The sequence below is a fragment of the Pseudomonas phenolilytica genome (assembly GCF_021432765.1).
Classification (GTDB): domain Bacteria; phylum Pseudomonadota; class Gammaproteobacteria; order Pseudomonadales; family Pseudomonadaceae; genus Stutzerimonas; species Stutzerimonas phenolilytica.
In genome coordinates this window covers 3,296,500-3,322,133 of record NZ_CP058908.1, presented here as the reverse complement: position 1 = coordinate 3,322,133, position 25,634 = coordinate 3,296,500, and the positions used below count along the sequence as shown (strand labels likewise).

General features: G+C 64.8%; 22 protein-coding genes and 2 pseudogenes. 2 read left to right on the top strand and 22 right to left on the bottom strand.

Going from position 1 to position 25,634, the window contains the following annotated elements:
* Positions 1–86: 86 nt before the first annotated feature.
* Complete coding sequence (locus tag HU825_RS15790) at positions 87–1,232, bottom strand: MexC family multidrug efflux RND transporter periplasmic adaptor subunit (RefSeq protein ID WP_043298320.1); 1,146 nt, start codon at positions 1,230–1,232, stop codon at positions 87–89.
* A gap of 172 nt (positions 1,233–1,404) precedes the next feature.
* Between HU825_RS15790 and HU825_RS15785 the strand changes: the two genes are divergently transcribed.
* Positions 1,405–1,959 carry a TetR/AcrR family transcriptional regulator gene (locus HU825_RS15785; protein ID WP_043298322.1) on the top strand — a complete coding sequence of 185 codons (555 nt, stop codon included), beginning with the start codon at positions 1,405–1,407 and terminating at the stop codon, positions 1,957–1,959.
* A gap of 114 nt (positions 1,960–2,073) precedes the next feature.
* Here the strand turns inward: HU825_RS15785 and HU825_RS18945 are convergent.
* The 14 genes and pseudogenes from HU825_RS18945 to HU825_RS15720 all read right to left on the bottom strand — a co-directional run.
* Positions 2,074–2,664: pseudogene (locus tag HU825_RS18945) on the bottom strand (methyl-accepting chemotaxis protein); the annotation flags it as partial.
* Positions 2,665–2,982: 318 nt separating this feature from the next.
* A pseudogene (locus tag HU825_RS18940) lies at positions 2,983–3,750 on the bottom strand (cache domain-containing protein); the annotation flags it as partial.
* Between the two features lie 732 nt (positions 3,751–4,482).
* On the bottom strand, positions 4,483–5,460 hold the full coding sequence (locus HU825_RS15775; RefSeq protein WP_234302431.1) for an SDR family oxidoreductase: 978 nt from the start codon (positions 5,458–5,460) through the stop codon (positions 4,483–4,485).
* A gap of 90 nt (positions 5,461–5,550) precedes the next feature.
* Entirely contained in the window at positions 5,551–6,387 is an 837-nt protein-coding gene (locus tag HU825_RS15770) for an isocitrate lyase/PEP mutase family protein (protein WP_234302430.1), read from the bottom strand.
* A gap of 191 nt (positions 6,388–6,578) precedes the next feature.
* Positions 6,579–7,847, bottom strand: coding sequence for a carbohydrate porin (locus HU825_RS15765; protein ID WP_138299991.1), 1,269 nt, complete (start codon positions 7,845–7,847; stop codon positions 6,579–6,581).
* A 163-nt stretch (positions 7,848–8,010) separates the two neighbouring features.
* Complete coding sequence (locus tag HU825_RS15760) at positions 8,011–10,143, bottom strand: PQQ-dependent dehydrogenase, methanol/ethanol family (RefSeq protein WP_234302429.1); 2,133 nt, start codon at positions 10,141–10,143, stop codon at positions 8,011–8,013.
* Between the two features lie 370 nt (positions 10,144–10,513).
* Positions 10,514–11,281 carry a lipoate--protein ligase family protein gene (locus HU825_RS15755; protein WP_234302428.1) on the bottom strand — a complete coding sequence of 256 codons (768 nt, stop codon included), beginning with the start codon at positions 11,279–11,281 and terminating at the stop codon, positions 10,514–10,516.
* Positions 11,278–11,979 (bottom strand): 2-oxo acid dehydrogenase subunit E2, encoded by a 702-nt coding sequence (locus HU825_RS15750; protein ID WP_234302427.1) that lies wholly within the window; start codon positions 11,977–11,979, stop codon positions 11,278–11,280. The genes HU825_RS15755 and HU825_RS15750 overlap by 4 nt, the downstream gene beginning before the upstream one ends.
* Positions 11,980–11,981: 2 nt before the next feature.
* Entirely contained in the window at positions 11,982–12,215 is a 234-nt protein-coding gene (locus tag HU825_RS15745; protein WP_234302426.1) for a lipoyl domain-containing protein, read from the bottom strand.
* 5 nt (positions 12,216–12,220) lie between these two features.
* Positions 12,221–13,243, bottom strand: coding sequence for an alpha-ketoacid dehydrogenase subunit beta (locus HU825_RS15740; RefSeq protein WP_102828313.1), 1,023 nt, complete (start codon positions 13,241–13,243; stop codon positions 12,221–12,223).
* Positions 13,244–13,256: 13 nt separating this feature from the next.
* Positions 13,257–14,327, bottom strand: coding sequence for a 2,3-butanediol dehydrogenase (locus HU825_RS15735; protein ID WP_125868202.1), 1,071 nt, complete (start codon positions 14,325–14,327; stop codon positions 13,257–13,259).
* Between the two features lie 49 nt (positions 14,328–14,376).
* Positions 14,377–15,366 carry a thiamine pyrophosphate-dependent dehydrogenase E1 component subunit alpha gene (locus tag HU825_RS15730; RefSeq protein ID WP_234302425.1) on the bottom strand — a complete coding sequence of 330 codons (990 nt, stop codon included), beginning with the start codon at positions 15,364–15,366 and terminating at the stop codon, positions 14,377–14,379.
* Positions 15,367–15,389: 23 nt separating this feature from the next.
* Complete coding sequence (locus tag HU825_RS15725) at positions 15,390–16,967, bottom strand: GMC family oxidoreductase (protein WP_234302424.1); 1,578 nt, start codon at positions 16,965–16,967, stop codon at positions 15,390–15,392.
* 48 nt (positions 16,968–17,015) lie between these two features.
* On the bottom strand, positions 17,016–17,519 hold the full coding sequence (locus HU825_RS15720; RefSeq protein WP_234302423.1) for a gluconate 2-dehydrogenase subunit 3 family protein: 504 nt from the start codon (positions 17,517–17,519) through the stop codon (positions 17,016–17,018).
* Between the two features lie 392 nt (positions 17,520–17,911).
* Between HU825_RS15720 and HU825_RS15715 the strand changes: the two genes are divergently transcribed.
* Positions 17,912–19,840, top strand: a complete 1,929-nt coding sequence (locus HU825_RS15715) for a sigma-54-dependent Fis family transcriptional regulator (protein WP_156714682.1) — start codon at positions 17,912–17,914, stop codon at positions 19,838–19,840.
* A gap of 177 nt (positions 19,841–20,017) precedes the next feature.
* Here the strand turns inward: HU825_RS15715 and HU825_RS15710 are convergent, their stop codons facing one another.
* The 7 genes from HU825_RS15710 to HU825_RS15680 all read right to left on the bottom strand — a co-directional run bounded on the left by HU825_RS15710 (position 20,018) and on the right by HU825_RS15680 (position 25,598).
* Positions 20,018–20,683, bottom strand: a complete 666-nt coding sequence (locus tag HU825_RS15710) for a response regulator transcription factor (protein ID WP_234302422.1) — start codon at positions 20,681–20,683, stop codon at positions 20,018–20,020.
* A gap of 34 nt (positions 20,684–20,717) precedes the next feature.
* The gene (locus tag HU825_RS15705) at positions 20,718–21,290 is read right to left on the bottom strand and encodes a PQQ-dependent catabolism-associated CXXCW motif protein (RefSeq protein ID WP_138299985.1); all 573 of its coding nucleotides are present in this window, start codon (positions 21,288–21,290) and stop codon (positions 20,718–20,720) included.
* Between the two features lie 104 nt (positions 21,291–21,394).
* The gene (locus HU825_RS15700; protein ID WP_234302421.1) at positions 21,395–22,186 is read right to left on the bottom strand and encodes an ABC transporter permease; all 792 of its coding nucleotides are present in this window, start codon (positions 22,184–22,186) and stop codon (positions 21,395–21,397) included.
* Positions 22,183–22,920 carry an ABC transporter ATP-binding protein gene (locus tag HU825_RS15695; protein WP_234302420.1) on the bottom strand — a complete coding sequence of 246 codons (738 nt, stop codon included), beginning with the start codon at positions 22,918–22,920 and terminating at the stop codon, positions 22,183–22,185. The genes HU825_RS15700 and HU825_RS15695 overlap by 4 nt, the downstream gene beginning before the upstream one ends.
* Positions 22,917–23,888, bottom strand: coding sequence for a YVTN family beta-propeller repeat protein (locus HU825_RS15690; RefSeq protein WP_234302419.1), 972 nt, complete (start codon positions 23,886–23,888; stop codon positions 22,917–22,919). Before HU825_RS15690 ends, HU825_RS15695 begins: the two co-directional genes overlap by 4 nt.
* A 34-nt stretch (positions 23,889–23,922) precedes the next feature.
* Entirely contained in the window at positions 23,923–24,411 is a 489-nt protein-coding gene (locus HU825_RS15685; protein WP_234302418.1) for a tetratricopeptide repeat protein, read from the bottom strand.
* Positions 24,408–25,598, bottom strand: coding sequence for an ABC transporter substrate-binding protein (locus tag HU825_RS15680; RefSeq protein WP_234302417.1), 1,191 nt, complete (start codon positions 25,596–25,598; stop codon positions 24,408–24,410). Before HU825_RS15680 ends, HU825_RS15685 begins: the two co-directional genes overlap by 4 nt.
* Positions 25,599–25,634 lie beyond the last annotated feature (36 nt).

Sequence of the window (25,634 nt, the reverse complement as noted above, 5' to 3'; positions counted from 1 at the left end):
TTACGATCTGCTGCGCGGCGGCGGCGCGGTGGGGCGTTCTCTCACCTGCATCCGCCTTGGTCTGGTTCGCAAGATCGTCGATGGGCTTACTGGCGCGATGCCTGCTGTGACTCCTGGGCGGTACGGGGCTCGACCTTGGCGCCGGGCTGCAGGCCGGTGAGGCCACCGACGATGACCTGCTCGCCACCGGACAGGCCCTGGCTGATCTGCCAGCGCGAGCCATGCATGGCGCCGGTCTGCACCTGGCGCGTCTCGACGCGGCTGTCGGCGCCGATCACCAGCACGTGGGCACTGCCATCGGTGGTGCGCTGCACCGCGCGTTGCGGCACGAGAATGGCGTTGGCGTCGGTACCCTGGGGGGCTGTAACGCGCACGTACATGCCCGGCAGCAGCAAGCCGTCGGCATTGTCGAACTTGCCACGCAGCGAGACTTGACCAGTGCCGCGGTCCACCGAGATGTCGGAGAACAGCAGCTCGCCCTCGCGTTCGTAAGGCGTGCCTTCGATGCGCAGGCGCAGGACCTGGCTCTGGCCGGCGGCGAGGTTGCCGCTCTGCAGGGCTTCACGCAGGCGCAGGGCGTCTGCCACCGGCTGGGTGAAGTCGGCGTAGATCGGGTCCAGCTGCTGGATGCGCGCCATCAGCGTGGCGTCGCCCTGGCCGACCAGCGCGCCCTCGGTCACCAGCGCACGGCCGATACGCCCGGAGATCGGCGCCTTGACCGAGGCATAGCCCAGGTTCAGCCGCGCGGTTTCCACGTCCGCCTGGGCCGAGCGCACCGAGGCCTGGGCGCTGCGCAGGTCGGCGGTGGCGCTATCGAAGTCCTGCTGGCTCACTGCTTCGATCTTTACCAGCGGTTCGTAGCGCCTCACCCGTGCCTGGGCCTCCTGCTGCGCCGCCTGCGCGCGCGCCAGTTCGCCTTCGGCGCGCGACACCGCGGCCTTGAGCGGCGCGGGGTCGATCTGGAAGAGCAGGTCGCCGGCCTTCACGTCGGCGCCTTCCTCGAAGCGCTTCTGCACCACGATGCCGGCCACCCGCGCGCGCACCTCGGCGACGCGCATCGGCTCGATGCGTCCCGGCAATTCCGACGTGAGCGTGAGCGGCTCGGTCGCTACCGTCACCACATCCACCGGACGGGCCGTCTCGGCGGCCGGCTCCGGCGCTTCGGATTGTTCGCAGCCCACCAGTACCGCTACCAGCGCACCGGCTATTCCCAATGCACGCAACCTGCCCATGTTTTCACCCGGGTCCGTTTGATCGAAAAGGCGCGCATGATCCTTGGTCGATCTATTTGAGTCAATAAAGTCTCAAGTGAATCATTTTAGTTGTAAAACGTATCGCGTCCTTCACAAAGCGCCGTTCGCTTCTTCACAATGAGGCGTGACCGCGACCTGACTGAGACCACGAATGACGCTATCTGCTCATGATGAACGACTCCTCAAAGCGCTGGCCGTGGCCATCGTCGATCGCCCGCGCGCGACGCTGAAGGAGCTGGCGGAAGCAGCCGGCGTGAGCAAGGCGACGCTGCATCGTTTTTGCGGCACGCGTGACAATCTGGTGGAGATGCTCATGAGCTACGGCGAGCGCGTGCTCAACCAGGTGATCAGCGATTGCGAGCTGCAAACCACCGAGCCGCTGATCGCGCTGCGCAGGCTCATCCACGAGCACCTGACGCATCGCGAGATTCTGGTCTTCCTGATGTTCCAGTATCGCCCGGACAGCCTTGACCCGGCTGTCGACGGCCGCTGGCAGCCCTACAGCGATGCGCTGGACGCCTTCTTTCTCCGCGGGCAGCAGGCCGGGGTGCTGCGTATCGACATCACTGCGGCGGTCTTCACCGAACTCTTTCTCGCACTGATCTACGGCATGGTCGATGCCGAGCGCCGCGGGCGTGCGGCCAGGTCCAGTTCCGCGGGCATGCTGGAACGGATGTTCCTCGATGGCGCAGCCATAACCCGCTGAGCTGATCTGCACTGCCGGCGCAGGAGGCCAAGCGCCTATTCGCCCTCCTTGCTGCGGGCGCCACTTGGAATCGGGCAGGTTGGGCATGGCGGTAGCGTCATGCCCCGAGGGTACTCAGCGCACCTTGAACCGGTTGACGACAGCCGTGAGCCGCCCGTTGGTGCTCAGCAGCGACTCGGCGCTGCGGTCGACGCTCACGCCACTTTCCACCAGCTCATCGACGACGTGGCGCACGGCCACCATGTTGCGGTTGATCTCCTCGGCCACCGCACTTTGTTCCTCGGCGGCCGTGGCGATCTGGGTGCTCAGGTCGTTGATGTGAACCACCGAACCGGCCATCTCGTCCAGTCCGACGGTGACCTGGGCGGTTTTGTCCGCCGTGGCCTGGCAGCTGAGTTTGGTCTGTTCCATGGCCTGCACGGCCGAACCGACCGCCTCCTGCAGACGCTGCAGCGTCTCGTTGATTTCCGAGGTGCTCTGCTGGGTACGCGCGGCCAGTGCGCGAACCTCATCGGCGACCACGGCGAAACCGCGGCCTTGCTCGCCGGCCCGCGCGGCTTCGATGGCCGCGTTCAGCGCCAGCAGGTTGGTTTGCCCGGCGATGCCGCCGATAACCCCGAGCACGTCGTTGATGCGCTGGGCGTCGGCTTCCATTGCCTGCACCTTGGCGGTTGCGCTTTCAACTTCGCTGACCAGCGACCGCACGCTGCTGGAGGCATCGTCGACGACCCGCTTCGAGGAGAGGGCGTTGTGGTTGGCGGTCTGGGTGAAGGTGGCGGTATCGCTGGCGCTCTGTGCAACGGATTCGGCCGTCGAACTCATCTCGTTGATGGCCGTGACCGCCTGGTCCGTTTCCAGCGCATGTCGCGCCAGGGCCTCGTTGGTCGTGCGGGACAGTTGCTTGAGCTGACCGATCTCGCTGTGGATCTGCGTGGTGGCGTCGCTCACATCGATCATCATCTTCTGCAGATAGGCGATGAAACCGTTGATCGAACGCCCCACCTGATCGACTTCGTCATCGCCCTTGATGGCGATTCGCTGGGTCAGGTCGGCATCGCCGGCCGACAGCGCATCGATGTTCGAGCGCAGCACGCCGAGGCGCTTCATGAGCTGGTTGAGCGCGACGATCATCAGCGCCAGCAGCACGACGACCATGGGAATCTGCAGTGACGCCAGTGTCTTGAGCATGGCATCGCTGCGCGCTTCGAGCTGCGCGGTAGGCAGCGCCGCCGCCAGCAGCCAGGGCGTGCCTTCGATCGGCGTCAGGAAGAAGCTGAATTGCTCACCGTCCTTGGCGCTGTAGGTCATGCGCTCCTGCTGCGAGCGACCCGCGAGCGCCTGCTGGAGGGTGGCGATGAACGGCGACTGGCCGGCCAGCTCCGCGACGTTGCGCAGCACCATGTCGCCCGGCAGCTGCGGCTGGTTGCTGAGGATCTTGCCGTCGGCCTCGACGAGCATGACTTCGCCACCGATCTCATCCTGCTTCTCGGCGACCAGCCGATTGAAGAAGCCGAGCGTCAGATCGATCGTCGAAACGCCCCAGGCGGTGCCGCTCTTGTAGATGGTCATCGCACAGTTGGTGCGTGGCTCGGCGCTCGCGTCGTCTTTGTAGGCGGCCGCCCAGACGCATTTTCCCCGCGGAGCCTGCATGCCGCCGCGGTGCCAGGGCTGCTCGAAGTAGTTCAGCGACTCGGCCGAATTCCAGTGCGTATTGACGATCAGTTTTCCCGCCGGGTCGCGGTGATAGAACGTGCTGTGTTTATCCTGGCCGGAAGTCCGCGCGCCCGGCATGGGCCAGATGCCGCCACCAAACACCTTCACGTCACCGTACTGATCGATCAGGCCAGGCAGGATACGGTCGATCTCATCGCTTTCCAGCATCGGAACGGTCTGGGTGATGCTGCGTGCCTGGGCTTCGACGCGCGCCAGCTCCATCGCGATGTGCTCACCGATTTCGGTGACCTGGGACATCACGATGGTTTCGCCGGCGGCCATGAGTTGTGGCGCGACAAAGCGCTGGATACCGAGCATCGTCAGCAGCATGACAAGCAGCACGAAGCCGATGAAGGTGATGGTGTAACGCGCCTTTATCGTGTTGAAAGCAAACATCTAATCCTCAGCATCAAGACAGCCGGCCCAGCGGATGGGCATGGCGATGGCGGTCTATCGGCGCGCAGGTGCGTTGCATGAGCTTCGGCTGACCAGCGGTCGGCGGTCCGGCGGCCCGGCTGGCGCGAAACAGGCCGAGCGGGCGCATGCGACTACCGCCGCCGTACGGTTGGTTCAGCTGATCGAACTCGACCCGAACGATTGCCGGGATTAATCCACAGATGCTGTGGATAACGGCGTTGATATCTCCAGAACAACTTGCGCGACGCCTTGCTGGCCGGGTGCTGGCTGCGAATTGAGTGTTTTCTGTTCGGTAATGTCTTTGAAATCAGTGCGATGCGCCGCCGGCGACGCTCATGGATGAGCTGATCCGTGCCCCGGTGTTTCAATGAAGGAAGCACCGGGCCGTGTGTGCTACGGAATCAACAAGGCCACCAGCGCTGTGGCGACGATCAACACGGCGATGACATGGCTTGAACTCAGGCCCCACGCGCGCTGGCGCGAATTGCGATCGAACCGGCCGCGCGCGTCGTGCAGCCCGTTGACCGGCTCGAACAGGTTGCCCGCCTGTTGCGCCAACTCCGTGTCGCCGCTCATCTGGCCGGACCAGGCACCGCGCGCCAGCAGTCGATCGAGCAGGCCCGGAAAGAACAGCGTGCCGATGATCGCCTTGATGGTCGGCGCTCCGAGCCATAGCTCGCGCGGTGGGGCATTCACCACGTTGAAGATGGCTCGCGCCGCGACGTAGGGATCGTGGATCGGTGGGACCGGTTGGACGCGCTTGCCGAGCTTGTTGCGCGCCCAGTCGAACTGGGGTGTGTTCATCGCCGGCAGCTGGACCATGCACAGCCTGATCTTGCTGGCGTGATGAATGAGTTCGCACCTCAGCGAGTCGGTAAAGCCACGCACCGCGAACTTCGCGCCGCAATAGGCCGATTGCAGCGGGATGGCCCGATAGGCCAGCGCCGAGCCGACCTGGATGATCAGGCCGCGGTTGCGCGGACGCATCAGTTCAAGCGCCGCCAGCGTGCCGTGCACGGTGCCCAGGTAGGTCACTTCGGTGACACGCCGTATCTCTTCCGGCAGCAATTGGTCGACCGGGGCGAATACCGTCACCATCGCCGAGTTGATCCAGACGTCCACCGGGCCGAGTTCGGCTTCGAATCGCTGCGCAGCGGTGTTCAGTTGTTCCGCGTCGGCCACGTCCGCACTGATCGCCAGCGTCGCGACCTCGTACGGCTGTAACTCTTCCAGCGTCAGCGCCAGCCCCTCGTCGCTGCGTGCCACCAGGCCGATGGAATAACCGGCAGCGGCGAAAACATGCGCGGTGGCGCGCCCGACGCCGGCGCTGGCACCGCAGATCACGACGACCGGACGGTCAGGGTTGTTCATTCGTTTCGCCTTGCAAAGGTTCGAGCAGTAGAGGCACGCGCAGGCACAGGGTTCCCTTCACCTGTGGCCAAATGCCCGCTATCCGGTGTTTCAAGGCCGGTCCGGCTTGCCGAACAGCGCATCGAGTTCCGCACCGGAGGCCGCAGTGGCGAAGCCGTCGAAACGTCCCTGCTCGGCGATGGTGCGCGCCGCGCGCAGAAATCCGCCCCATGCCGCTCGTGCCAGCGCGCCACCGACACTGATACGCCGGACGCCGAGATCGGCGAGGTCCTGCACGGTCAGCTCGCTGTCCCAGCCGATCAGCACATTGACCGGCTTCGGCGCGACCGCGGCGACGACGGCGGCGATCTGCTCACGTGTGCGGATACCCGGTGCGTAGAGGCAGTCAGCGCCGGCAGCGGCATAGGCCTGCAGGCGCGAAATGGCGTCGTCGAGATCGGCACGACCGACGAAGAAGTTCTCCGCACGGCCGATCAGCAAGGTATCGCCGCCGTGTGCGTCGATCGCCGCGCGGGCGGCAGCGATGCGCTCGACCGACTCGCAAATGTCGCGCAGCGGTGCCTGCGCGTCGCCGGTCGAGTCTTCGATGGAAATGCCCGCCACGCCGGTTTCGATCGCCAACCGCACGCTTTCGGCCACGCCTTCGGGGGTATCGGCGTAGCCGCTCTCGAAATCGGCGTTCACCGGCAGGTCGGTGGCCTGGGCCATGTAGCGCATATGCGCCAGCACCGCGTCGCGCGGCATCTGGCCGTCCGCACGGGCGCACGACCACGCGTAGCCCGAACTGGTTGTCGCCAGCGCCTTGAAGCCGAGTCCGGCGAGGACGCTGGCGCTGCCGGCATCCCACGGGTTGGGCAAAACGAAACAACCGGACTGGTGCAACGTGCGAAAGGCGGCGCGCTTTTGCGAAACACAGGAAGGGCTCATCGACGTTCTCCTTGGCGCCGCCGTCTTTCGCCTTCTGGGTTCGCCTGCAGCGCAACCAGGCTGCGCTGCAGGCGAGGGCAAGAACGAAGAGGCGAGCGACGTGGCATCGATTCAGACCAGCAAGCCTAGTCTCAACTCGCCAATTCGAGCACGGCGGGTGCTTCGCAAAGGGCGCCTGTCGTCGCAACAGCTCAGAAGCTGATGACGGTCTTCAAGCCGAACACGACGCTGTCCCGCTCATCCGCGTAGCCGCCGGGCTGGTGGAAGTACTGAATGTTCGGGCTCAGCGAAACGGCAGGCGTCAGCGCGACGCGGTAGTAGAGTTCGGCCGGATACTCCCTGTCTGGCACCGGCTCGCCTTGTTCGCGCAGACGGCGACGCGAGTCGTCGTTGATTTCCAGGCGCCCGAGGGCAAGGCCGACTTCGTCATCCGGGCGGCTGGCAAACGGTGCGGAGAGGATGCCGCCGACCTGCCAGACCCGCTCGATGTAGGTCACGTCCGGGTCGGACTGAATCAAGTGGGCGAACAGCTTGAAGCGTCGCGCGGACACCGCCGTGCTCTGCCAGAGCTGCTGTTCGGCCATCAGGTAGCCGCCGGTGGCCTGGTCGTGTTCGGCGGCAGGCGCACCGGAAAGCGCCATCGGCCGGCCCGCAGCGTCACGGTAGACGTCCTCGAAGTCGCCGGTATTGCGCCACAGGCCCAGCCGATAGGCGCCGGGCTGGCCAGAGAAGGTCGGCGTCCAGCCCAGTTCGGCAACCGCGTGGTAGCCAGTGGTGCCCGACGGGCTGCCGAAGTTCAGGCCCTGCTCGCGCTCGGTGAAACGCGGATTGACCTGATACAGGGCGGTCTGCAGCGACCATTCTTGATTGAACTGATAACGCGCAGTGGCGCCCCACTGGCTGATCGGCCAGGTGTACCAGTTGGGCGTGATGTAGCCGGGCACCGTGCCGCAGAAACCGAGGTTCTGGAACGGGCAGGCGAAGGGGAATATCTCGCCGCTCATGGGCAAACGCCCGAGTTTGATCAGCAGACGGTCATCGAGCAGCGCCTGCTGGTAATAGAACTGCACCAGCCGTGTGGTGCTGCCGTAGCCATAAATTTCCTGCGGTTGCAGCAGCACGCCGAGGTCAGCCTCGGCGTTGAGGTTTTCGCCGTTGCGGTTGACCACCGTGAAGCGGAATCCGGCGCCGGACCAGCCCAGCAGTTTGTCGAGGTCCAGCGCGGCATCGAACATCAGCTGATCGGAGTAGGTCCCGGTGTGGTCATCGCCGCCCTGGGTGTTCCAGGCCAGCTCGTTGACGTAGGTGATCTGCAGGTCGACGCCGGCCTCATGCAGGCGGGTGCGGCTGCCGTTCCAGTCGCCGAACAGGAACTGATCGGGTGAATACTCGGCCGCTTGGGCAGAAGTGAACAGGCAGGCGGCGAGAAGGCCGCTGCCGAAGCGCAGGCTTATTGTCATTGTTCTGATCCTTTGGGATGTAACGGTGCGCGTGCAGCGAATACCGTTAGCCGCAATGCCTGTGGGCATTCACGGTATTCGCGTGCGTTTCTGCTATTGGTAACGCCTGGCTATTCAGGCGTTACCGGTTCAACTGTTTGGTTGGTGATCGAAAGTTGTCGGCCTAATGTCCGCCACCAGACTTCACCCCGTCGTGTGCTTGCCGGCGAACGAAGTGACGGATGCTTTCCAGCTCGGCATCGGTCAGATCCGGGAACTTGGGCATGCCGTTGGCAAGTAGCGCACCGCCGCGTACAACGCTCTCGAACGCCTTCTCACTGCCTGTGAGCAATATCGGCGACTCCCGCAGATCGGGTGCCTTCATACCCGCAACAGCTCCGGCGCCATGACAGCCGACACAGAGGTTCTCCGCAAACACTCCCGCGCCGGCCTCTGCTTTCTTGGCATCGACTTCAAACTTCGCATCGATAATCGGCTTGGCAAGCTGCGGTGCCGGCTGTTTGGGGATAACCGCTTTTCCGTCCAGCGAGAAGGTCATGATGCGGCGCTCATGCGCACCATATTTCCAGCCATGGCTTTCAAAACCCAGTTCACCGGAGCCGCCGAAGTTGGAGGCCAATGCACCACCGGGGCCCACCAGCAGGGAAACCATCTGCTTGCCATCGAGCTTGTAGGTAATCGGTGGCGCAGAGATACCGAGGCCCACGTCATATGACCAAAGTTCGTCGCCGGTGCGGGCATCGTAGGCTTTGAACAGGCCGTCAGGCTGGCCCTGGAAAACCAGGTTGCCGGCCGTGGTCAGGGTTCCGCCACCCCATGGGCTCTTCTGGTTGACTTGCCACACACGCTCGTTCTTGATCGGGTCCCAGGCCTGTAGGGAGCCGCGTGATTCATGCGGGTCTTTGGTCAATTCCCAACCAGTCAGCCCCAGGTAGAGTTTGTGACTCGCCATCTTGTGGCCAGGCTTCGTGTCCTTGCCATTGTCCTTGAAGGTGTTGCCCAAGTGGTTGGTGGGGATGAAGGCGAGATTCAACTCGGGGTTGTAAGACATCGCATGCCATGAGTGCGCACCGAATGCCGAGGGGTAGATATTCTTCTCGCCATCAGGATATCTCGCGCCTTCAGCAACAATATGGCGCTGTTCTTTCAGGTCATATTTGGTTGACCAGTTGGCGTCTGCGAATTTCTCGGCGGACAGTACCTTGCCGTTCGAGCGGTCGATCGTATAGAAGAAGCCGTTCTTCGGCGCATGCAATACGGCGTCAACATCCTTGCCATCGATTTTCAAATCGGCCAGCACGATGTCCATGTTCGAGTTGTAGTCCCAGGTGTCGCCTGGGGCAGTTTGTACGTGCCATTTGTATTCGCCGGTATCCGCATCTACCGCTACGACAGAACACAGGAACAGGTTGTCGCCACCCTCCGGGCTACGCACCTTGATATTCCATGGCCCACCGTTACCTGTACCGAAGATGAGCTGGTTGTATTTGGCGTCGTAGGTCCAGCCGTGCCAGGCATTACCGCCGCCGCCGTTTTCCCACCACCGGCCAGTCCAGGTTTTGGCCGCCATTTCCTGAGCGGCATCCTCGAATCCATCGGCAGGGTTGCCAGGGACGATATAGAAACGCCAGACCTGCTTACCCGTTTCGGCATCATAAGCGGTCACATACCCACGCATCGGACCAAGTTCCGTTCCGCCATTGCCGACGAATACTTTTCCATCGAAGGCCTTGGGATGACCGGTGATATTCAACGGCTGGTCGTGATCGAAGGTACGGGTCTGCCAGACTTCCTTGCCGTCTTTTCGGTTGATTGCAATCAGGCGGCCATCCCAGGTGGCAATGAATAACTTGTCGCCGTAGGTTGAAAGGCCGCGATTATGCTTCCAGAAGACCTTCTTCATGTTGTTGTCGAGGATCTCTTTGGAAACTTGAGGATCATATTCCCAAAGCATCTTGCCCGAGCGAGCGTCGAATGCACGGGTTCTGTTCATTTCACCCACGTAATACATGACGCCATCGACCACCAAGGGCGTCCCGACCATATCGGAACGGTCCGGCAGCGGCGCGTACCATTCAGGCTTGAGCTGGCTGACGTTATCTACATTGATGTCTTTGAGAGGGCTGAACCTCTGCTCGGAGTGCGTTCGCCCATAAGCCAGCCAATCAGCAGTATTTGATTCATCAGATAATTCCTTGTCGGTAATGACTCTGTCTGATGCATGCAGCGGCGTGATCGCAAAAAGCGAGGCAGCCATGATTAGGTGCACCCTTAGGTTTGACTGTTTGGATTTCATTTTTATTATTCCTTGTTTAGGGTTTCAGGCGTGCGTGGGTACAACGAGCATTTATGAATAAAGGCTCTTGTGGTGTTTCTTTTGTTGTTAAGTCGGTATCGGTATTGCGCCCCGTGATAGCGCGTAATGGCATGCGCATATCACGGCTTTTCAAATTATTTATTTAAACTTTTATATGGCCTGCTTCGCCGTTGTGACCCGCTGCGGTGACGAGCCACGGAAAAATGTCACCGCTTCGCCTGGACTGGCAGGGCGAAGTGTTGGATACCCGCGCTGGCCGGGCAGGCTGCCTTTGGGCGGGGAGGGGGTGGGGTAGCTCATGGTGTTTCCTCCGATGTATGGCCGGATCGGTTGACGGCCGTGTTGTTGTTCAAAGCAAGGGGGAGGGTGGACCGGCGACCGTGCTTGCGACCGGGCACGGCAAGGGGCGGGCGCCGAGCTCCAGACCCTGCCAGGCCAGCACACGTTGATAGCGGTCGGACAGTGACTCGGCCTCGCTCCAGGCGCCCGGCAGCCGCTCGCCAAGGGCCAGATGACTGTCGGCGCGGCAGCGCAGGTCGTTGGCGCAGGCGTGATAGAAGCGGTTGACGACTTCGGCCATCGGTTCGCGCCAGTCGTCCATCAGCAGGGCCGCGTGCGCGAGCACTGCCGGGCGGCCGTCGCGGCTGCGCCGCCAGCGCTGCGCGGTGCCGGCCAGCTTGCGGCCCTCCAGCGTCAGGTTGTAGCGGCCGTCGCAGAAGGCACCCGGCACCGCGCCGACTCCGGCCCGCAGACCATGTTCGGCTAGCCACAGCGCCAGGGGATCGAGGAGACGCTCGTAGGCGACGACGATGCGCCTGTCGATCTCGTCGCTGGCCGGCAGGGCGCAGGCCAGGGCGACATTGAGCACGGCCGGTGATTGCGGCACCGGTTCGCCGCCGGTATCGCGCAGCAGGATCGGCCAGCCCTGCGCTGCGCAGCGTTGGCTGGCCAGAGCGAAGCCGGGCCGGCGCTCGAAGCTGCCGGGCATCACCAGCGCCTGGCCGGTGGGGCGCCAGAGCAGCAGCTGGCAGTCGAACAGTCCGTCGCAGACGCGCTGCAGCAAGGCCCGCTCGGCATTCAGACCGGCTGCCACGCTGAACCGGGCGATGCCGTTCATACCGCGTGCTCCTCGATACGCCGGCACAGATCATCGAGAAACTCCGCCGCGGGCGAGCCGTTGACGGCGCGATGGTCGAAGGTCAGCGACAGGCCCATCCACTCGACTTCCATCAGCTCGCCGCTCGGCCCGAATTCCAGCCGCCGCTGAATGCCACCGACACCCAGAATCGCCACCTGCGGCGGATTGAGGATCGGCGTGAAGTGATGCACCCGCGACAGCCCCAGGTTGGAGACGGTGAAGGTGGCGCCGGTCAGTTCCTTGACCGACAGCTTGCCGGCCAGGGCCTTGTCCACCAGCGCCTTGCGCGCCTGGCACAGGCTTTCGCCGTCCAGTTGTTCGGCATTGAACAGCGCCGGGGCGACCAGCAGATCGCCCGGCAGTGGAATGGCGAGGCCCAGATGCACCGCCGCGTGCTGGTGGATCACCTCATCTTCCAGCGTGGCATTGAGGCTGGGGTGGGCCTTGAGCGTCTCGATCACCTTGAGTAGCAACAGGTCCTGCACGGACACCGCGCTGCCCTCGGCCTTCAGTTCGGCGCGGCGGGTTTTCAGCGCATCCAGCCGGCATTCGCTGTGGTGGGTCAGCTGCGCGGTGGTCTGCAGGCTTTCGTGCATCTTCGCCGCGATCATCTTGCGCATGCCCTTGAGCGGCACCCGTTCGGGGGCGCGCTCGGGCAGGATTTCCAGTCGAGTCATGGCTATTCCACCTGGGCGATGACCGCGCCCTTGGCGATCACCGCGTCTTCTTCCTCGACGATCTTCAGCACGCCGGCCACCGGCGCCTCGATCTCGAACTGGGCCTTTTCCGACATGACCTCGGCGACCAGGTCACCGGCGGCCACTTCGGCGCCGTCGCTGACCAGCCAGGAGGTGATCACCGCTTCGGCGTCGCCTTCCCAGAGGTCGTCTGCAATCACGATGGGGGTACTCATAAACGTCATTCCTTATGCATGGCGTGGTAGGCGGCCACGATCTTGTCGGCGTTGGGCAGGGCCCATTGCTCCATGACCGGGGTGAAGGGGATGGGTATGTCGGGGAAGGCCACCCGCTGCGGGCGTGCCTTGAGCATGCCGATGTCGTGCTCGACCACGCTGGCGATGATTTCGCCGCTGACGCCGAAGCTGTGGTAGTCCTCGTCGATCACGATCAGTCGGCCGGTCTTGCGTACCGAGGCGATGACGTGCTCGCGGTCCAGCGGCACCAGGCTGCGCAGGTCGATGACCTCGGCGCTGACGCCATCCTTTTCCAGCAGCGCGGCGGCGCGCAGGGCGTGGTGCACGCCAGCGCCGAGGCTGACCAGGCTGACGTCGCGGCCCTCGCGCACGGTCCTGGCCTTGCCGATCTCGACGATGTAGGGCTCTTCCGGCACCGGCACCGTGGCGCCTTTCTCGGTGCCCAGCCAGCCCATGCCCTGCAGCGCCTTGTGGAAGAGGTAGACCACCGGGTTGTCATCGCGGATGGCCGCGGTCATCAGGCCCTTGGCGTCGTAGGCGTTGCTCGGCACCACCACCTTCATGCCCGGCAGGTGGGCGAAGGTGCCGTAGAGGCACTGCGAATGCTGGGCGGCGTCCGAGTAGCCGGCACCGGTGGAGGCCATCAGCACCATGGGCACCGGCACCTTGCCGCCGGAGAAATAGGTGTTCTTGGCCATCAGGTTGTAGATGGCGTCCATGCAGACGCCGAAGAAGTCGACGAACATCAGCTCGACGATCGGCCGCATGCCGTCCGAAGCGGCGCCCACCGCGGCACCGATGAAGGCCGTTTCGGAGATCGGCGTGTCGCGGATGCGCGTCTTGCCGAACTCTTCATAAAGGCCACGGGTGTTGCCGAACACACCGCCGAGCTGGCCGATGTCCTCGCCCATCACGAATACGCGCGGGTCCAGGCGCATCTCCTGCGCCACGGCTTCGGCCATGGCGCGGGCGACGGTGAGTTTTCTTTCCTTTACTGCTGTGGTCATGGCGGTCTCCTGCTCAGCCGGCCAGTGCGCTGGGGCTGACGATGATCTTGACGTTGCGGTCCTTGTGGTTGGCCAGCTCCTCGAAGCCCTGCTCGAGGATGTTGTCCAGGCCGATGCGGCCGGTGATCAGCGGGGTGACGTCCATGCGGCCGTCGGCGATCAGGGCGATGACGTCGGCGAACTCCCCTGCATAGGCGAGCGAGCCGATCACCTGTTTCTCGGTGGCGACGATCTCGAAGAAGTTGAATTCCGAGGGCTCCTCGAAGATGCCCACCATCACGCAGCGACCGGCCTTGCGGATCACGTCGAGGGCGAGCTTGGCGGTGGCCTTGTGGCCGATGCACTCGAAGGAAACGCCGGCGCCGTAGCCGCCGGTGAGCGCCTTGATCTCGGCGATGGCGTCGCACTCGCTGGGGTCGATGACCCGCGTGGCGCCGACTTCCAGCGCCTTGGCCTTGCGCGCAGCGGACATTTCCAGGGCGATCACCTGGCCGGCGCCGGCGGCCTTGGCGCACATGATGGTGCACAGGCCGATGGTGCCGGCACCGACCACCACAACCGTCTCGCCGAGCAGGCTGCCGGCCTTCTTCACCGCGTGCATGCCGACCGCCAACGGTTCGATCAGCGCGCCGGCCTCCAGCGGAAAGCCTTCGGGCAGGCGGTAGAGCAGCTCGGCGGGTACGTTGACGAATTCGGCGAAGGCGCCGTTGTTCATCAGACCCGTGAAGGCCAGCTGCTCGCAGAGGTTGTACTGGCCGGTCTTGCAGAAACGGCACTGACCGCAGTGCTGGCAAGCATCGGCGGCGACCTTGTCGCCCGGTGCGTAACCCTCGACGCCGTCACCGGTGGCGACGATCTCACCGCAGAACTCGTGGCCGAGGATGCACTGGCCCTTGATGCCGGTGAGCGGGTGGGGCGCGTCCACCGGGATGAACACCGGGCCGGCGAGGTATTCGTGCAGGTCGGAACCGCAGATGCCGCACCAGTGCACGCGAATCTGCACCCAGCCCGGTTGCGGCGCGCCAGGCAGCGGCACCTGCTCCAGGCGGATGTCCTTGCGACCGTGCCAGACGGCGGCGGTCATGGTGGCTTGGCTGTTCATGGGGTGTTCCTCGTGTTGTTGTCGGGCGGGCTCACACGAACACTTGCTCGAGCGCTTCTTCCGGCCGCGGGTACGGGCTTTCGCGGGCGAACTGCACGGCTTCATCGATGCGCCCGCGGGCACGCGCCGCGATGTCCTCGGCCTGCGTCTCGCTCATCACGCCTTCGTCGATCAGGCGCTGGCGGTAGCCGGGAATCGGGTCCTTTTTCATCAGGCCGTCCTTCTCGCCCTCGGGGCGGTAGGTTTCGCCGTCGCCCATGAAGTGGCCGGCCAGGCGATAGGTCTCGATCTCGATCAGGGTCGGGCCGCCACCGGCACGGGCGCGCTCGATGGCTTCGCCGGCCGCGCGGAACACGCCGTCCGGGTCGTTGTTCTCGACGAACACACCGGGCATGCCGTAGGCCGCGGCGCGCACGTGGTGCTGCTTGATGCAGGTGGCGCTGGCCTTGGCCACCGAGATGCCCCAGGCGTTGTCCTCGATGACGAACACCACCGGCAGCTTCCACAGCGCGGCGAGGTTCAGTGTTTCGTGGAAGGCGCCCTGGTTGGCCGCGCCCTCGCCGATAAAGGACACGGCCACGCCGGGCTTGCCCTGCAGCTGCCGCGACAGCGCCGCGCCGACTGCCGGGCCCATGCCTTCGGCGATGATCCCCGAGCAGGAGAAATTCACCCGGCCATCGAACAGGTGCATGTGTCCGCCGCGCCCACCGGAAAGCCCGGTGGCCTTGCCGAAGATCTCGGCCATCATCTCGTTGAGGTCCACGCCCTTGGCCACGGCGATGTGGTGCGGGCGGTGGGTGGCGGTCACGATGTCTTCGGCGTTCAGATGGGCGCAGACGCCCACCGCGCAGGGCTCTTGGCCGTTGGAGAGGTGCATCTCGCCGGGGATCGGCCCCTTGGCCATGTTGAACACCGGCGTCTTGCCTTCCATGTAGATGCGCTCGATGGATTCCTCCATGTAGCGGCTGGTCAGCATCTGCTCGTACATCCACAGGCGCTGCGAGTTGTTGGGCTGGGTCATGGTCGACTCCCTTGTGTTGGTGGTCAGATCGCGCGTTCGTTGAGCAGCCGGCCGATCTGCTCGGCCTGGCGCAGGGCCAGCGCGACGATGGTGAGGGTGGGGTTCTGGCCGCCGCTGGTGGTGAACTGGCTGCCGTCGGAAACGAACAGGTTGGGGATGTCGTGGCTCTGGCCCCACTTGTTCACCACGCCGTCACGGGCTTTGGCGCTCATGCGGTTGGTGCCCATGTTGTGGCTGGCGGGGTAGGGCGGCAGCTCGATCACGTCGGTGGCACCGGCGGCCTCGTAGCACTTGGCGGTGGCGGCGACGCCGTGCTTGCGCATGGCGGCATCCATGGGGTGATCGCTCTTGGTCACCACCGGAATCGGCAGGCCGTACTGGTCCTTTTCGGTGGCGTGCAGGGTGATGCGGTTGCTTTCCAGCGGCAGGTCCTCGCCGCACAGCCAGACGCCAGACATGTGGTTGTACTTTTCCATCCGCGAGGCGAACTGGCGGCCCCAGCCCTTGGGCGTCGGGTCGAGAAAGGCGGAGAGGAACGGCAGGCCGAGGGCGAGGATTTCCAGGCGGTAACCGCCGACGAAACCGCGCGACGGATCGTTGTAAGACTCGTCGGAGATCACCCCGGCGCAGGTGGTGCCGCGGTGCATGTTCACCGGCTTGGGCATCACCGCGAAGATGCCGGCGGTGGTGTGGGTCATGTAGTTCCTGCCGACCTGGCCGGAGGAGTTGGCCAGCCCGTCGGGGAACATCGAGGAAGCGGAGTTGAGCAGCAGGCGCGGCGATTCGATGGAGTTGCCCGCCACGCATACCACCCGGGCCTTCTGCCGCTGGATGGTGCCCTGGGCGTCGGCGTAGACCACGCCGTTCACCTTGCCCTTGGCGTCGTGTTCGATGCGCAGCACCATCGACTGCGGCCGCACCTCGCAATAGCCACTGGCTTCGGCGCGGGGAATGTCGGTGTAGAGCGTCGACCACTTCGCGCCCATCTTGCAGCCCTGCATGCAGAAGCCGATCTGCTGGCAGGCGGCGCGGTCGTCGTAGGGCTCGGTGTTGATCGCCATCGGCCCGGAGAGGATCTCCTTGTAGCCGACCCGCTTGGCGCCGGTGGCCAGCACCTTGAAGGAGTTGTGCCAGGGGTGATAGGCCATGCCGGTGCTCGGCCCGGTCACGCCCATGTGCCTCTCGGCCTTCTCGTACCAGGGCGCCATCTCGTCCAGCGTCACCGGCCAGTCGAGCAGGTTGGCGCCGGCGATGTCGCCGTTGATGCTCCGCATCCTGAATTCGAAATCACGAAAGCGCAGGGCGATGCCGGCCCAGTGCACGGTGCTGCCGCCGACGCCCTTGACGATCCAGGCCGGCAGGTTGGGGTTGTTCTCGGCCAGGTGCCAGTCGCCGGCGGCGATGCGCTTGTCGAGCCAGGAGATCTTCTTGAACATCGCCCACTCGTCGTTCTCGATGTCCTCCAGCGTGTGCCGCTTGCCCGCCTCGAGCACCACGCTGCGAATCTTCTGTTTGGCCAGCGCATTGGCCAGCGTGCCGCCGCCAGCGCCGGAGCCGATGATCACCACGACGCCATCGTCGTCCTGGGCAAACGTTGCCATGGGGTATTCCTCGTCTTGTTCTTGTTGTTGTGCTGTTCGGGCGGGCGCTCAGAGCCAGTTCAGATCGTCGAAGCCGCGGTTGACGTAGCCGCCGTATTCCCACGACGAGCCCTGGTAGCCGAACAGCGGGAACAGCGCCTTGTTGTCGTACAGGCCGAACATCAGGCTGCCGCGCACGGCCTTGAAGAACGGCGAGCGCTCGACTTCGGTCAGCAGGGCAACGCGCTGCGCTTCATCGAGCGCCTCGAACGGGCGGTCATGGGCCTCGATGGCGCGTCGATTCAGGTCGGCCAGGCCGTCGGCGACCAGTTTCGGCTGCTCGTTCGCCAGTTCCGCCAGCGGGCGGGCGTAATGCGCGTCGTCGATGGCGTCGTGGGGAAACACGTCGCGGCCCATGCGCAGCAGGCCGGGTGGCAGCTCCGGCAGCGCTTCCTCGGCCAGCAGGCGCACGGGAATCAGCTGCGCCAGAGTGAAGGCGAGCGCAGTCTGACCAGAGAGGGAAAGAAAGCGCCGTCGATTGATGGCACTTTCATGGCGGTTGGGTTTTTGCATGGCTCAGCTCCTGACTTATTGCCGGAGCCTGAAAGAAGTGCAGGCACGCGGCGCTCTTGTTATGCGGGGGCTTGTTCCGCAAATACTTCAGGAGCAGATGGCGTGCCAACTTTCTTAATTACGCTTTTAGTTCTTCAAGACATTGAAAATAAAGAACTAAATTTCTAGGTGCGGCGACTTTCCAGTTGCGCTGTAAAGCTCGTCGGCTTTACACCTGTAACGTCGTTGTAAAGTGCTTTACAACGTACAAACAATTTATCTGGGCCTTCATGTTCCAAAGTTGAACTTCCCTGCCGGAACATTTCATTTATTCTTGGCGCAGTCGCAGAACTGAAATGAAAACAACAAGAATCATCCGCCCCGAGCACCGCGCCTCGGGACGAGGAGGACGCATGACGCCGCTTGCAACCCCTGCTAGCCATATCGAGGCGGTGCTGTCACTGGCCAACGCATCGCAACTGCTCGGTGATCGCGATCCGATCATCGCCCGCTCCTGGCGGCGTTGCGTGCATGACTACGGATTGGACCCGGCGCGCCCGGCCGAGGCGCGTTTCGTGCCGCGCCAGGTGTTGCGCGAACACCAGGACCACGCCGATGAGCTGATCAACGTCGCCCGCGCTGGCGTCGAGCAGCTTTACCGGCATGTTGCTGAACTCGGCTACATCATCCTGCTTACCGACAGCCGTGGCATCGCCGTGCAGTTTCTCGGCGACCCAGCCGACGAGAAGGCACACCGCAAGACCGGCCTCTACCTCGGCTCCGACTGGGGTGAGGACCACGCCGGCACCTGTGCGGTCGGCACCTGCATCAAGGAGCAGCAAGCGCTGACCTGCCACCAGCACGACCATTTCAGTGCCTGGCACACCAACCTCACCTGCACCGCGGTGCCGATGTTCAACCCGCAGGGCCAGCTGCTGGCCGTGCTCGATATCTCGGCGCTGTATTCCCCGCCCTCGAAAGACTCGCAGACTTTTGCCCTGCAACTGGTCAAGCAGTACGCGCGGATGATCGAAGACGCCTACTTCCTGCGCCTGTACCGCGACCGGCCGATCCTCTGCTTCGATGCCTCGCGCGAGTTCGTGCTGATCAACCGCCACTACCTGCTCGCCTTGGGCGACGACGGCGAGCTGCTGGCCGGCAATACCGCCGCCCGCGGCCTGCTCGCCGAGCACGGACTGATGACGCCGGGACCGTTCGGCAGCCTGACGCGGGCGCGTATCGACGAATTCTTCGACTGCGAGCTGGCGGATATCTTGAGCATTCCCTACGCCAGTCACGACCAGGTACGCGCCTTCCGCACCCAGCGGCACAACCGGCTGTTCTTCGCCGCGCTGATGGAGCCGCGCCGCGCGGCACCGCTGCCCGCCGAGCGCACGCAGGGCGCGCCGCGCTGCGCGCTAGATGCCCTGGCCGACGACGACCCGGCGATGCGCAAGATGCTCGCCCGCGCCCGTCGACTGTGCAGCGAGCCGCTCAACGTGCTGCTCAACGGCGAAACCGGCACCGGCAAGGAGCGTCTGGCGCGCGCCCTGCACGAGAGCGGCAGCCGCCGCCAGGCGCCGTTCGTGGCGATCAACTGCGGTGCGGTGCCCGAGTCGCTGATAGAAAGCGAGCTGTTCGGCTACGCGCCGGGCACCTTCACCGGCGCACGGAGCAAGGGCATGCGTGGGCTGATCCAGCAGGCGGACGGCGGCACGCTGTTCCTCGACGAGATCGGCGACATGCCGTTGCATCTGCAGACGCGCCTGTTGCGTGTACTGGCCGAGCGCGAGGTCACCCCGCTGGGTGCCGAGCGGCCGGTCAAAGTGGATCTCCGCGTGATCGCCGCCAGCCACCGCGACCTGCGGCAGATGGTCGAGGCCGGCGAGTTCCGCGAAGACCTGTTCTACCGCCTCAACGGCGCACTGCTGAAACTGCCGCCGCTGCGCGAACGGGCCGACAAGGGCTACCTGATCGAACGGGTCTACGCCGAGCTGGCCCAAGGGCGCAGCAATGCCCCGCACCTGCGCGGCGATGCGATGAGTGCGCTGTTGGCCTATCCCTGGCCGGGCAACATTCGCGAGCTGCGCAACGTGCTGCAGTACGCGCTGGCTACCTGCGAGGGCAACGAAATCACCGTGCACGACCTCCCTGAGGAATGTTTGCCCCACGCGGTGACGCGCGTTGCTGTGCCGACCGCTGGTCCGGAGGCGGACGACGACCTGCGCAGCCTGCTGCGGCGCCAGCGCTGGAACGTCAGCGCGGTCGCCCGGGAGCTGGGTGTTTCACGGCCGACGGTGTATCGCCGCATGCGCTTGCAGGGTATCGAACCGCCGGTTTGAGCGGGGCGACCCCTAGGGGGCGAGGGTTGGGATTCGGGAGAGAATGGCGCCGGCGACGGCTGCCGGCGCTGTTCGGAGGGGTTGCTTAGCGTCGCGTCGTCATGCCGGGCTTCGTTCATCGGGAAGCCGCATGTTTGCTCGCCGGCTCGTGGCTGGCGTTGCGCGCTACGGCGCCGTTCAGCGCCGCAGGTACGCGGTGAAATCGATATCGCCGGCCGAGAGGATCGCCTGTACGCGGTTGTGCACGTTGAGCTTGCGCAGGATCGCCGAGACATGCGCCTTCACGGTGGTTTCGGCGATGTCGAGGTTGTAGGCGATCTGCTTGTTCGACTCGCCCTTGGTCATGCGTTCCAGCACCAGCAGCTGCTTGCGCGTCAGGGCCTGCAGCAACTCCGGCGGGATCGACGGTTCGCTGTGATGGGTATGGCGGCTGGTGGCCTTTTGGCTGCGGATGATGTCCGAAGGCAGGTAGACGTTGCCGTTGAGGATCTGCTCAATGGCTTCGGTCATCTGCGTGCGCGGCGAGGATTTGGTGATGAAGCCGACCGCGCCATAGGTGATGGCCTGCAGCACGATCTGCTTGTCCTGTTCGGCGGAGACGATCACCACCGGGATGGTTGGCGCCTCGTTGCGCAGGTTGATCAGGCCGTTCAGCCCGTGCATGCCGGGCATGTTCAGGTCGAGCAGCACCAGATCGAGGTCGTCATGCTCCTGGGTCAGCGCCAGGGCGCTGTCGAGGTCGGCAGTTTCCAGGATTTCGCTGTCCGGAAAACCGTCGCGGATGACGTTGTGAATGGCCTCGCGAAACAGCGGATGGTCGTCGGCAATCAGAATCTTGTACAAGGCCGGTCACCTCTTTGTTTTGATTATGGTGAGCTTAGTCAGCGTGCTGGCTGCTCTGCACGGGCTCGGGGGTCGCAGGGTGCAGCGGCAGACCAGCCTGCTCCCAGCCATCAATGCCGTCACGGTACCAGTACAGGTCGGTGTAGCCCAGCGCACGGGCGCGCCGGGTGGCATTCCAGCCCAGCCAGCAGTCGGAGCGGCAGTAGAACACCAGCGGCCGTTGCAGGTCGCCCTCGGTAATGCGTGCCAGGTTCTTGCTGAAGTAGTCCGCCCATTGCGGTGTGAGCGAGCCGTCGCCGGTGTTGGCCAGCCAGACACTGCCCGGCAGGTTGGCGTGCGCCTCGTTGTCGATGAACTGACCGGCCAGCCATTGGCGGCGGTAGACATCCACCAGCAGCATGTCGGAGCGCTCGGCGAGCAGGCGTTGGAGCGTCGCGGTATCCACGGTTTTCGCGCCTTCGGCGGTCGCCGGGGTGGGGCTGCGGTATTGCGTCTGGCGGTAGCCATCGGCGGAGAACAGTGCCGGGTCTTCGGTCGCACTGGCGAGCGGACTCAGGCCGATCCCGGTGAGGGCGACGAACAGCAGGGGCAGCAACGACCTGGGCATTTATCTTTGTTCTCCGTACGTCGGTGGGGTCGATTACAGAGCAAAGGAGGTGTCTTTGAAATCCTACGATGGACGCGCCAACCAGTACCAAAGTACCGGTTGCCTTATGCCGAGCGCCGCAGCGCCGCATGCTGCGGATTGAAACTGGCCACCGCCAGCAGGCTGAACAGCACCGTCAGGCCGACGCACACGGCCAGCGCCGTCGGTTCGAGGCGCTGGTACAGCCCGTAGCGCACCAGCTCCACCGCATGGGTGAACGGATTGACCGCGCAGACCCAGTACAGCCACTCGCTGGCCTCGCGCATCTTCCACAGCGGATACAGCGCCGAGGAAAGGAAGAACATCGGGAAGATGACGAAATTCATCACGCCGGCGAAGTTCTCCAGCTGGCGGATGCCGTTGGACAGCAGCAGCCCCAGCGCGCTGAGCAGCAGCGCCACCAGCAGCAGCGCGGGCAGGGCAGTCAGCAGGCCGAGCGGCGGCGGCTGCACGCCATACACCCAGGCGATGGCGAGGAAGGCGTAGACCTGCAGCAGCGAAATCAACGCCGTGGCCAACAGCTTGCTCGCCAGCAGGAAACCGCGCGGCAGCGGGCTGGTGAGCAGCACGCGCATGCTGCCCATCTCGCGGTCGTAGACCATCGACAGCGAACCCTGCATGCCGTTGAACAGCAGGATCATGCAGGCCAGACCGGGAACGATGTAGGTCTCGTAGGTGATGTAGGTGTCGTACGGCTCGATGATGGCGATGCCCAGTGCGGCGCGAAAACCGGCGGCGAACACCACCAGCCACAGCAGCGGTCGCACCAGCGCGCTGAAGAAGCGTGAACGCTGCTGAACGAAGCGCAGCCATTCGCGCAGCACGATGCCGCGCAGGCATTCCCAGTACAGGCTCATGGCGAAGGCTCCGCTGCGGGATTACGGGTCAGGCGGTCGAAGGTCTGTTCCAGGCTGGCATCACCCTGAGCGAGGGTGTCGGCCCGGCCCTGCGCGACCAGCCGGCCGCGGTTGAGAATGAGCAGGTCGTCGTCCGTCTGAACTTCATCGAGCAGGTGTGTGGTCCACAGCACGCTCATGCCTTCCGTGCGGCACAGCTCGCGTACATGTCGGTTGAGCGCCTGGCGGCTGGCCGGATCGAGACCGGCGCTGGCTTCGTCGAGCAGCAGCAGGCTGGGCTTGTGCAGCAGCGCGCGGGCGATCTCGACGCGCCGGCGATGACCGCCGTTGAGCTCGCGTACCTTGCTCTTGCGGCGCTCGCCGAGTTGCTGGCGCTCCAGTTCGCGCTCGATGCGCTCGGTGGCCAGCACGCGCGGCATGCCGTGCAGCGCGGCGTGGTAGCGCAGGTTCTGCTCCACGGTCAGGTCCAGGTCCAGCGTGCTCTGCTGGAACACCACGCCGAGCCGGCGCAGCGCCTCGCGCGGTTGCTGACGCAGGCTGGCACCGGCGATGCGGATGGCGCCGTGCTGCAGGTCGTACAGCCGCGTCAGCAGGGCGATCAGCGTCGACTTGCCTGCGCCGTTGGGGCCGAGCAGGGCGGTAAAGCGCCCCGCGCTGGTGGCGAAGGTAACGTCGTCGAGCGCCTGCCGCGGCCCGTAGGCGAAGCGGACGCCCTCGACTTCCAGCGCATTCATGGCGCGACCACCACGCCCCACGGATAGCGGCCGACCTTGATCGACTTGGTCACCTTGAGCTTGGCGACATCGATGACCGACACGTCGCTGCTCACGCCGTTGGTGGTCAGCAGCAGGCTTTCATCGGGATTGAACGCCATGTGCCAGACGCGCCGGCCGACCAACAGGTAATCCAGCACCTCGTAGGTTTTCGCATCGACCACGGCGATGTGGTTGGCCGGGCCGAGCGCGACGAAGGCGTATTTGCCGTCGGAGGTGAGCTTGATGCCCACCGGCTGGACCTTGTCCGGGTGGACGCCCTTGATCTTGAAGGTCAGGGTCTTGAGGATTTCGCGCTTGTCTACGTCGACCACGCTGACCGTGCCGCCGATTTCGGCCGAGGCCCAGAGGGTCTTGCTGTCCTTGGTGAACTCGACGTGCCGCGGGCGCTGGTCGACCAGGGTGTTGTCCACCAGCTGGTTGGTAGCGGTATCGATCCAGTGCAGCATGTTGGTGGTTTCACTGGTGTTGACCGCCCACTTGCCGTCCGGGCTGACCGCCATGCCCTCGGGTTCGACACCGACGTCGATCTGTGCCAGCACCTCTTCCTTCTCGACGTCGACCACCGTTACCAGTGCATCGTCCTCGTTGGAGATGTACAGCCACTTGTTGTTGGGGTGCAGGGCGAACTGCTCCGGGTCGGCACCAGACGGCAGCTGCTTGATGATCTGCCGCGTGGCCAGGTCCATCACCTGCACGGTGTCCGAATCGCTGGCGCAGATGTAGAGCAGCTTGTTGTCGTGCGAGAGGGTCAGCCCGCGCGGACGCATGCCGACTTCGAGGGTTTCGACCGTTTCCATCTTGTCCAGGTCGATGACGCTGATGCTGTCATCCTTCTCGTTGGAAACGTACGCGGTGGCGGCCAGGGCGGAGCCGGCCAGGCAGCTCAGGGCGCAGGCGATGGCGGAGGCAAGCAGGGTTCTGGGCATGAGGGAGTCCTTTGTTGTTATAGGCGTGGGCATGTCAGCGGGCCGGCGCGCGGGTGGCATCCAGGCGCAGCAGGTATTCGTCGGCTTCGCTCTGCCCGCCGGCGGCGGCGCGCTGCAGCCAGTCGCGCGCAGCGACGCGGTCGGCCTCCACACCGCGGCCTTCGGCCAGTGCGACGCCCCAGTGATAGCGCGCCAGGCTCACGTAGCTGGCGTCGTCGGGTTGTTCGGCGCCCTGTTTGAGCAGCGCGGCGGACTTGGACAGGTCCTGCTCCACGCCGTTGCCGCTCTCGTACATCTGCGCCAGGGAGATCATCGAGTAGACATCGTTCCAGCGCGCGACGCAGTCCTCGAAGATGGCCTTGGCCGCCTCAAAATTGCCGGTCTTGGCAGTCACGTAGCCGTACAGGCATTTGATGCGCTTGGGGCTATCGACATAGGCCTCGTAGCCCAGTTCGTCGGCAATGGCCGAAGTCCCGGGCAGGGCGGCCAATGCCAGCAGGGCGGCAACGGGAAGGCGCTTCATGGTTGCGCCTCGCTCAGCCGACAGCGGCTCTCGGGTGCGTCGAAGCCCAGGGTGTCCAGCTCGCTGGTGGGATGCAGGAAGCCGTCCTGTGGCGAGGTGGAGACCAGCGCACGCGGGTGAACCAGGGGGATCGGCTGGCGCAGCTGGCCGTTCCACGCGCGGAAGCTCAGCTTGCGGCCCTTGAAGCCATCGAGCGGTAGCTTGTCGCTCAGCGACAGCTGACGGATCGTCGGCACCTCGGCGGTACGCAGTTTGGTCACCGCGGCCGCGAGGCTGCGCACCGCCATCCAGGCGGCGAAATCGCGATCGTTCATCCAGCGCCCGGCGTGCGCCTCGAAACGCTTCTGCAGCTGTGCGGCGCCGTAGGTTTCCACGGTCTTGTGCCAGCCGGTGGGCGTCAGCCCTTGGGTACCGGCGACCGGGCGCGGATACCAGGTGTGATAGGGCACGTACTCGCCGAAATCGCCGCGTTCGTCGGCCACTACGACCACGTCGTACTCGGTGGTCTGGGTGAACAGCGGCATGTCGGCCTGCGCCGTGCGGCGCTGGTCGTTCTCGAAGCTCCAGGGTTTCTCCGCGACGATCTTGTGGCCGAAACGCTTGGCCGCACGGCGCAGCGCGTCGGCGTAGGCCTGATCTTCCGCGGTAGACCCGCTGATCAGCAGCCAGCGGTTCCAGCGCCGCGCGGCGAGGAACTGGCCCAGGGCGTCGGCCAGCATGCTGCGGCTGGGCAGGGTGTGCAGCACGTTGTTCAGGCAGCTCTGGCTGCGCAGCGCATCGTCGGCACTGCCGGCGTTGTACAGCAGGCTGTCGGGCAGCGCCGCGGATAGCTGGCGCAGCGTGTCGGCCGGTGCGTTGACCACGAACAGGCGCAGGCCGTCGGCGTGCAGCCGCGCCGCCTGCTCGAGCAGCGCTTCGGGCGTTTCGCTGGTGGCGGAGTCGAGCCGGTAGTGATGCTTGAGGAAGCGTCCGGTGCTGTTGCTGTCGACGATGGCCAGCTCGGCGCCGCGCAGGCCGGCGTCTTCCGGCTCGGGTATGACGTTGGACAGCAGCGGTCCCGGATCGGGCCGATAGCCCAGATAGCCGATGCGTACCTCCAGCGGCTCGGGCGCGGCCGGCGCGGCGAACGCGTCGGCGCAAGCGAGGGCGATCAGACAGACCGCGGCATGGAACGCGAATGGATGCATGGGGCGACTCCTGAGGCTTGCGGGCAGCATAGGAAG

Coding starts and splice junctions, on each gene's coding strand:
- HU825_RS15740 (WP_102828313.1), bottom strand. CDS start 13,243: ATGACCACAGCAGTAAAGGAAAGAAAACTCACCGTCGCCCGCGCCATG.
- HU825_RS15720 (WP_234302423.1), bottom strand. CDS start 17,519: ATGCAAAAACCCAACCGCCATGAAAGTGCCATCAATCGACGGCGCTTT.
- HU825_RS15765 (WP_138299991.1), bottom strand. CDS start 7,847: ATGACAATAAGCCTGCGCTTCGGCAGCGGCCTTCTCGCCGCCTGCCTG.
- HU825_RS15690 (WP_234302419.1), bottom strand. CDS start 23,888: ATGCCCAGAACCCTGCTTGCCTCCGCCATCGCCTGCGCCCTGAGCTGC.
- HU825_RS15735 (WP_125868202.1), bottom strand. CDS start 14,327: ATGACCGCCGCCGTCTGGCACGGTCGCAAGGACATCCGCCTGGAGCAG.
- HU825_RS15745 (WP_234302426.1), bottom strand. CDS start 12,215: ATGAGTACCCCCATCGTGATTGCAGACGACCTCTGGGAAGGCGACGCC.
- HU825_RS15775 (WP_234302431.1), bottom strand. CDS start 5,460: ATGAACAACCCTGACCGTCCGGTCGTCGTGATCTGCGGTGCCAGCGCC.
- HU825_RS15760 (WP_234302429.1), bottom strand. CDS start 10,143: ATGAAATCCAAACAGTCAAACCTAAGGGTGCACCTAATCATGGCTGCC.
- HU825_RS15750 (WP_234302427.1), bottom strand. CDS start 11,979: ATGACTCGACTGGAAATCCTGCCCGAGCGCGCCCCCGAACGGGTGCCG.
- HU825_RS15705 (WP_138299985.1), bottom strand. CDS start 21,290: ATGCCCAGGTCGTTGCTGCCCCTGCTGTTCGTCGCCCTCACCGGGATC.
- HU825_RS15730 (WP_234302425.1), bottom strand. CDS start 15,366: ATGACCCAGCCCAACAACTCGCAGCGCCTGTGGATGTACGAGCAGATG.
- HU825_RS15680 (WP_234302417.1), bottom strand. CDS start 25,598: ATGCATCCATTCGCGTTCCATGCCGCGGTCTGTCTGATCGCCCTCGCT.
- HU825_RS15700 (WP_234302421.1), bottom strand. CDS start 22,186: ATGAGCCTGTACTGGGAATGCCTGCGCGGCATCGTGCTGCGCGAATGG.
- HU825_RS15770 (WP_234302430.1), bottom strand. CDS start 6,387: ATGAGCCCTTCCTGTGTTTCGCAAAAGCGCGCCGCCTTTCGCACGTTG.
- HU825_RS15725 (WP_234302424.1), bottom strand. CDS start 16,967: ATGGCAACGTTTGCCCAGGACGACGATGGCGTCGTGGTGATCATCGGC.
- HU825_RS15755 (WP_234302428.1), bottom strand. CDS start 11,281: ATGAACGGCATCGCCCGGTTCAGCGTGGCAGCCGGTCTGAATGCCGAG.
- HU825_RS15695 (WP_234302420.1), bottom strand. CDS start 22,920: ATGAATGCGCTGGAAGTCGAGGGCGTCCGCTTCGCCTACGGGCCGCGG.
- HU825_RS15790 (WP_043298320.1), bottom strand. CDS start 1,232: ATGGGCAGGTTGCGTGCATTGGGAATAGCCGGTGCGCTGGTAGCGGTA.
- HU825_RS15785 (WP_043298322.1), top strand. CDS start 1,405: ATGACGCTATCTGCTCATGATGAACGACTCCTCAAAGCGCTGGCCGTG.
- HU825_RS15715 (WP_156714682.1), top strand. CDS start 17,912: ATGACGCCGCTTGCAACCCCTGCTAGCCATATCGAGGCGGTGCTGTCA.
- HU825_RS15685 (WP_234302418.1), bottom strand. CDS start 24,411: ATGAAGCGCCTTCCCGTTGCCGCCCTGCTGGCATTGGCCGCCCTGCCC.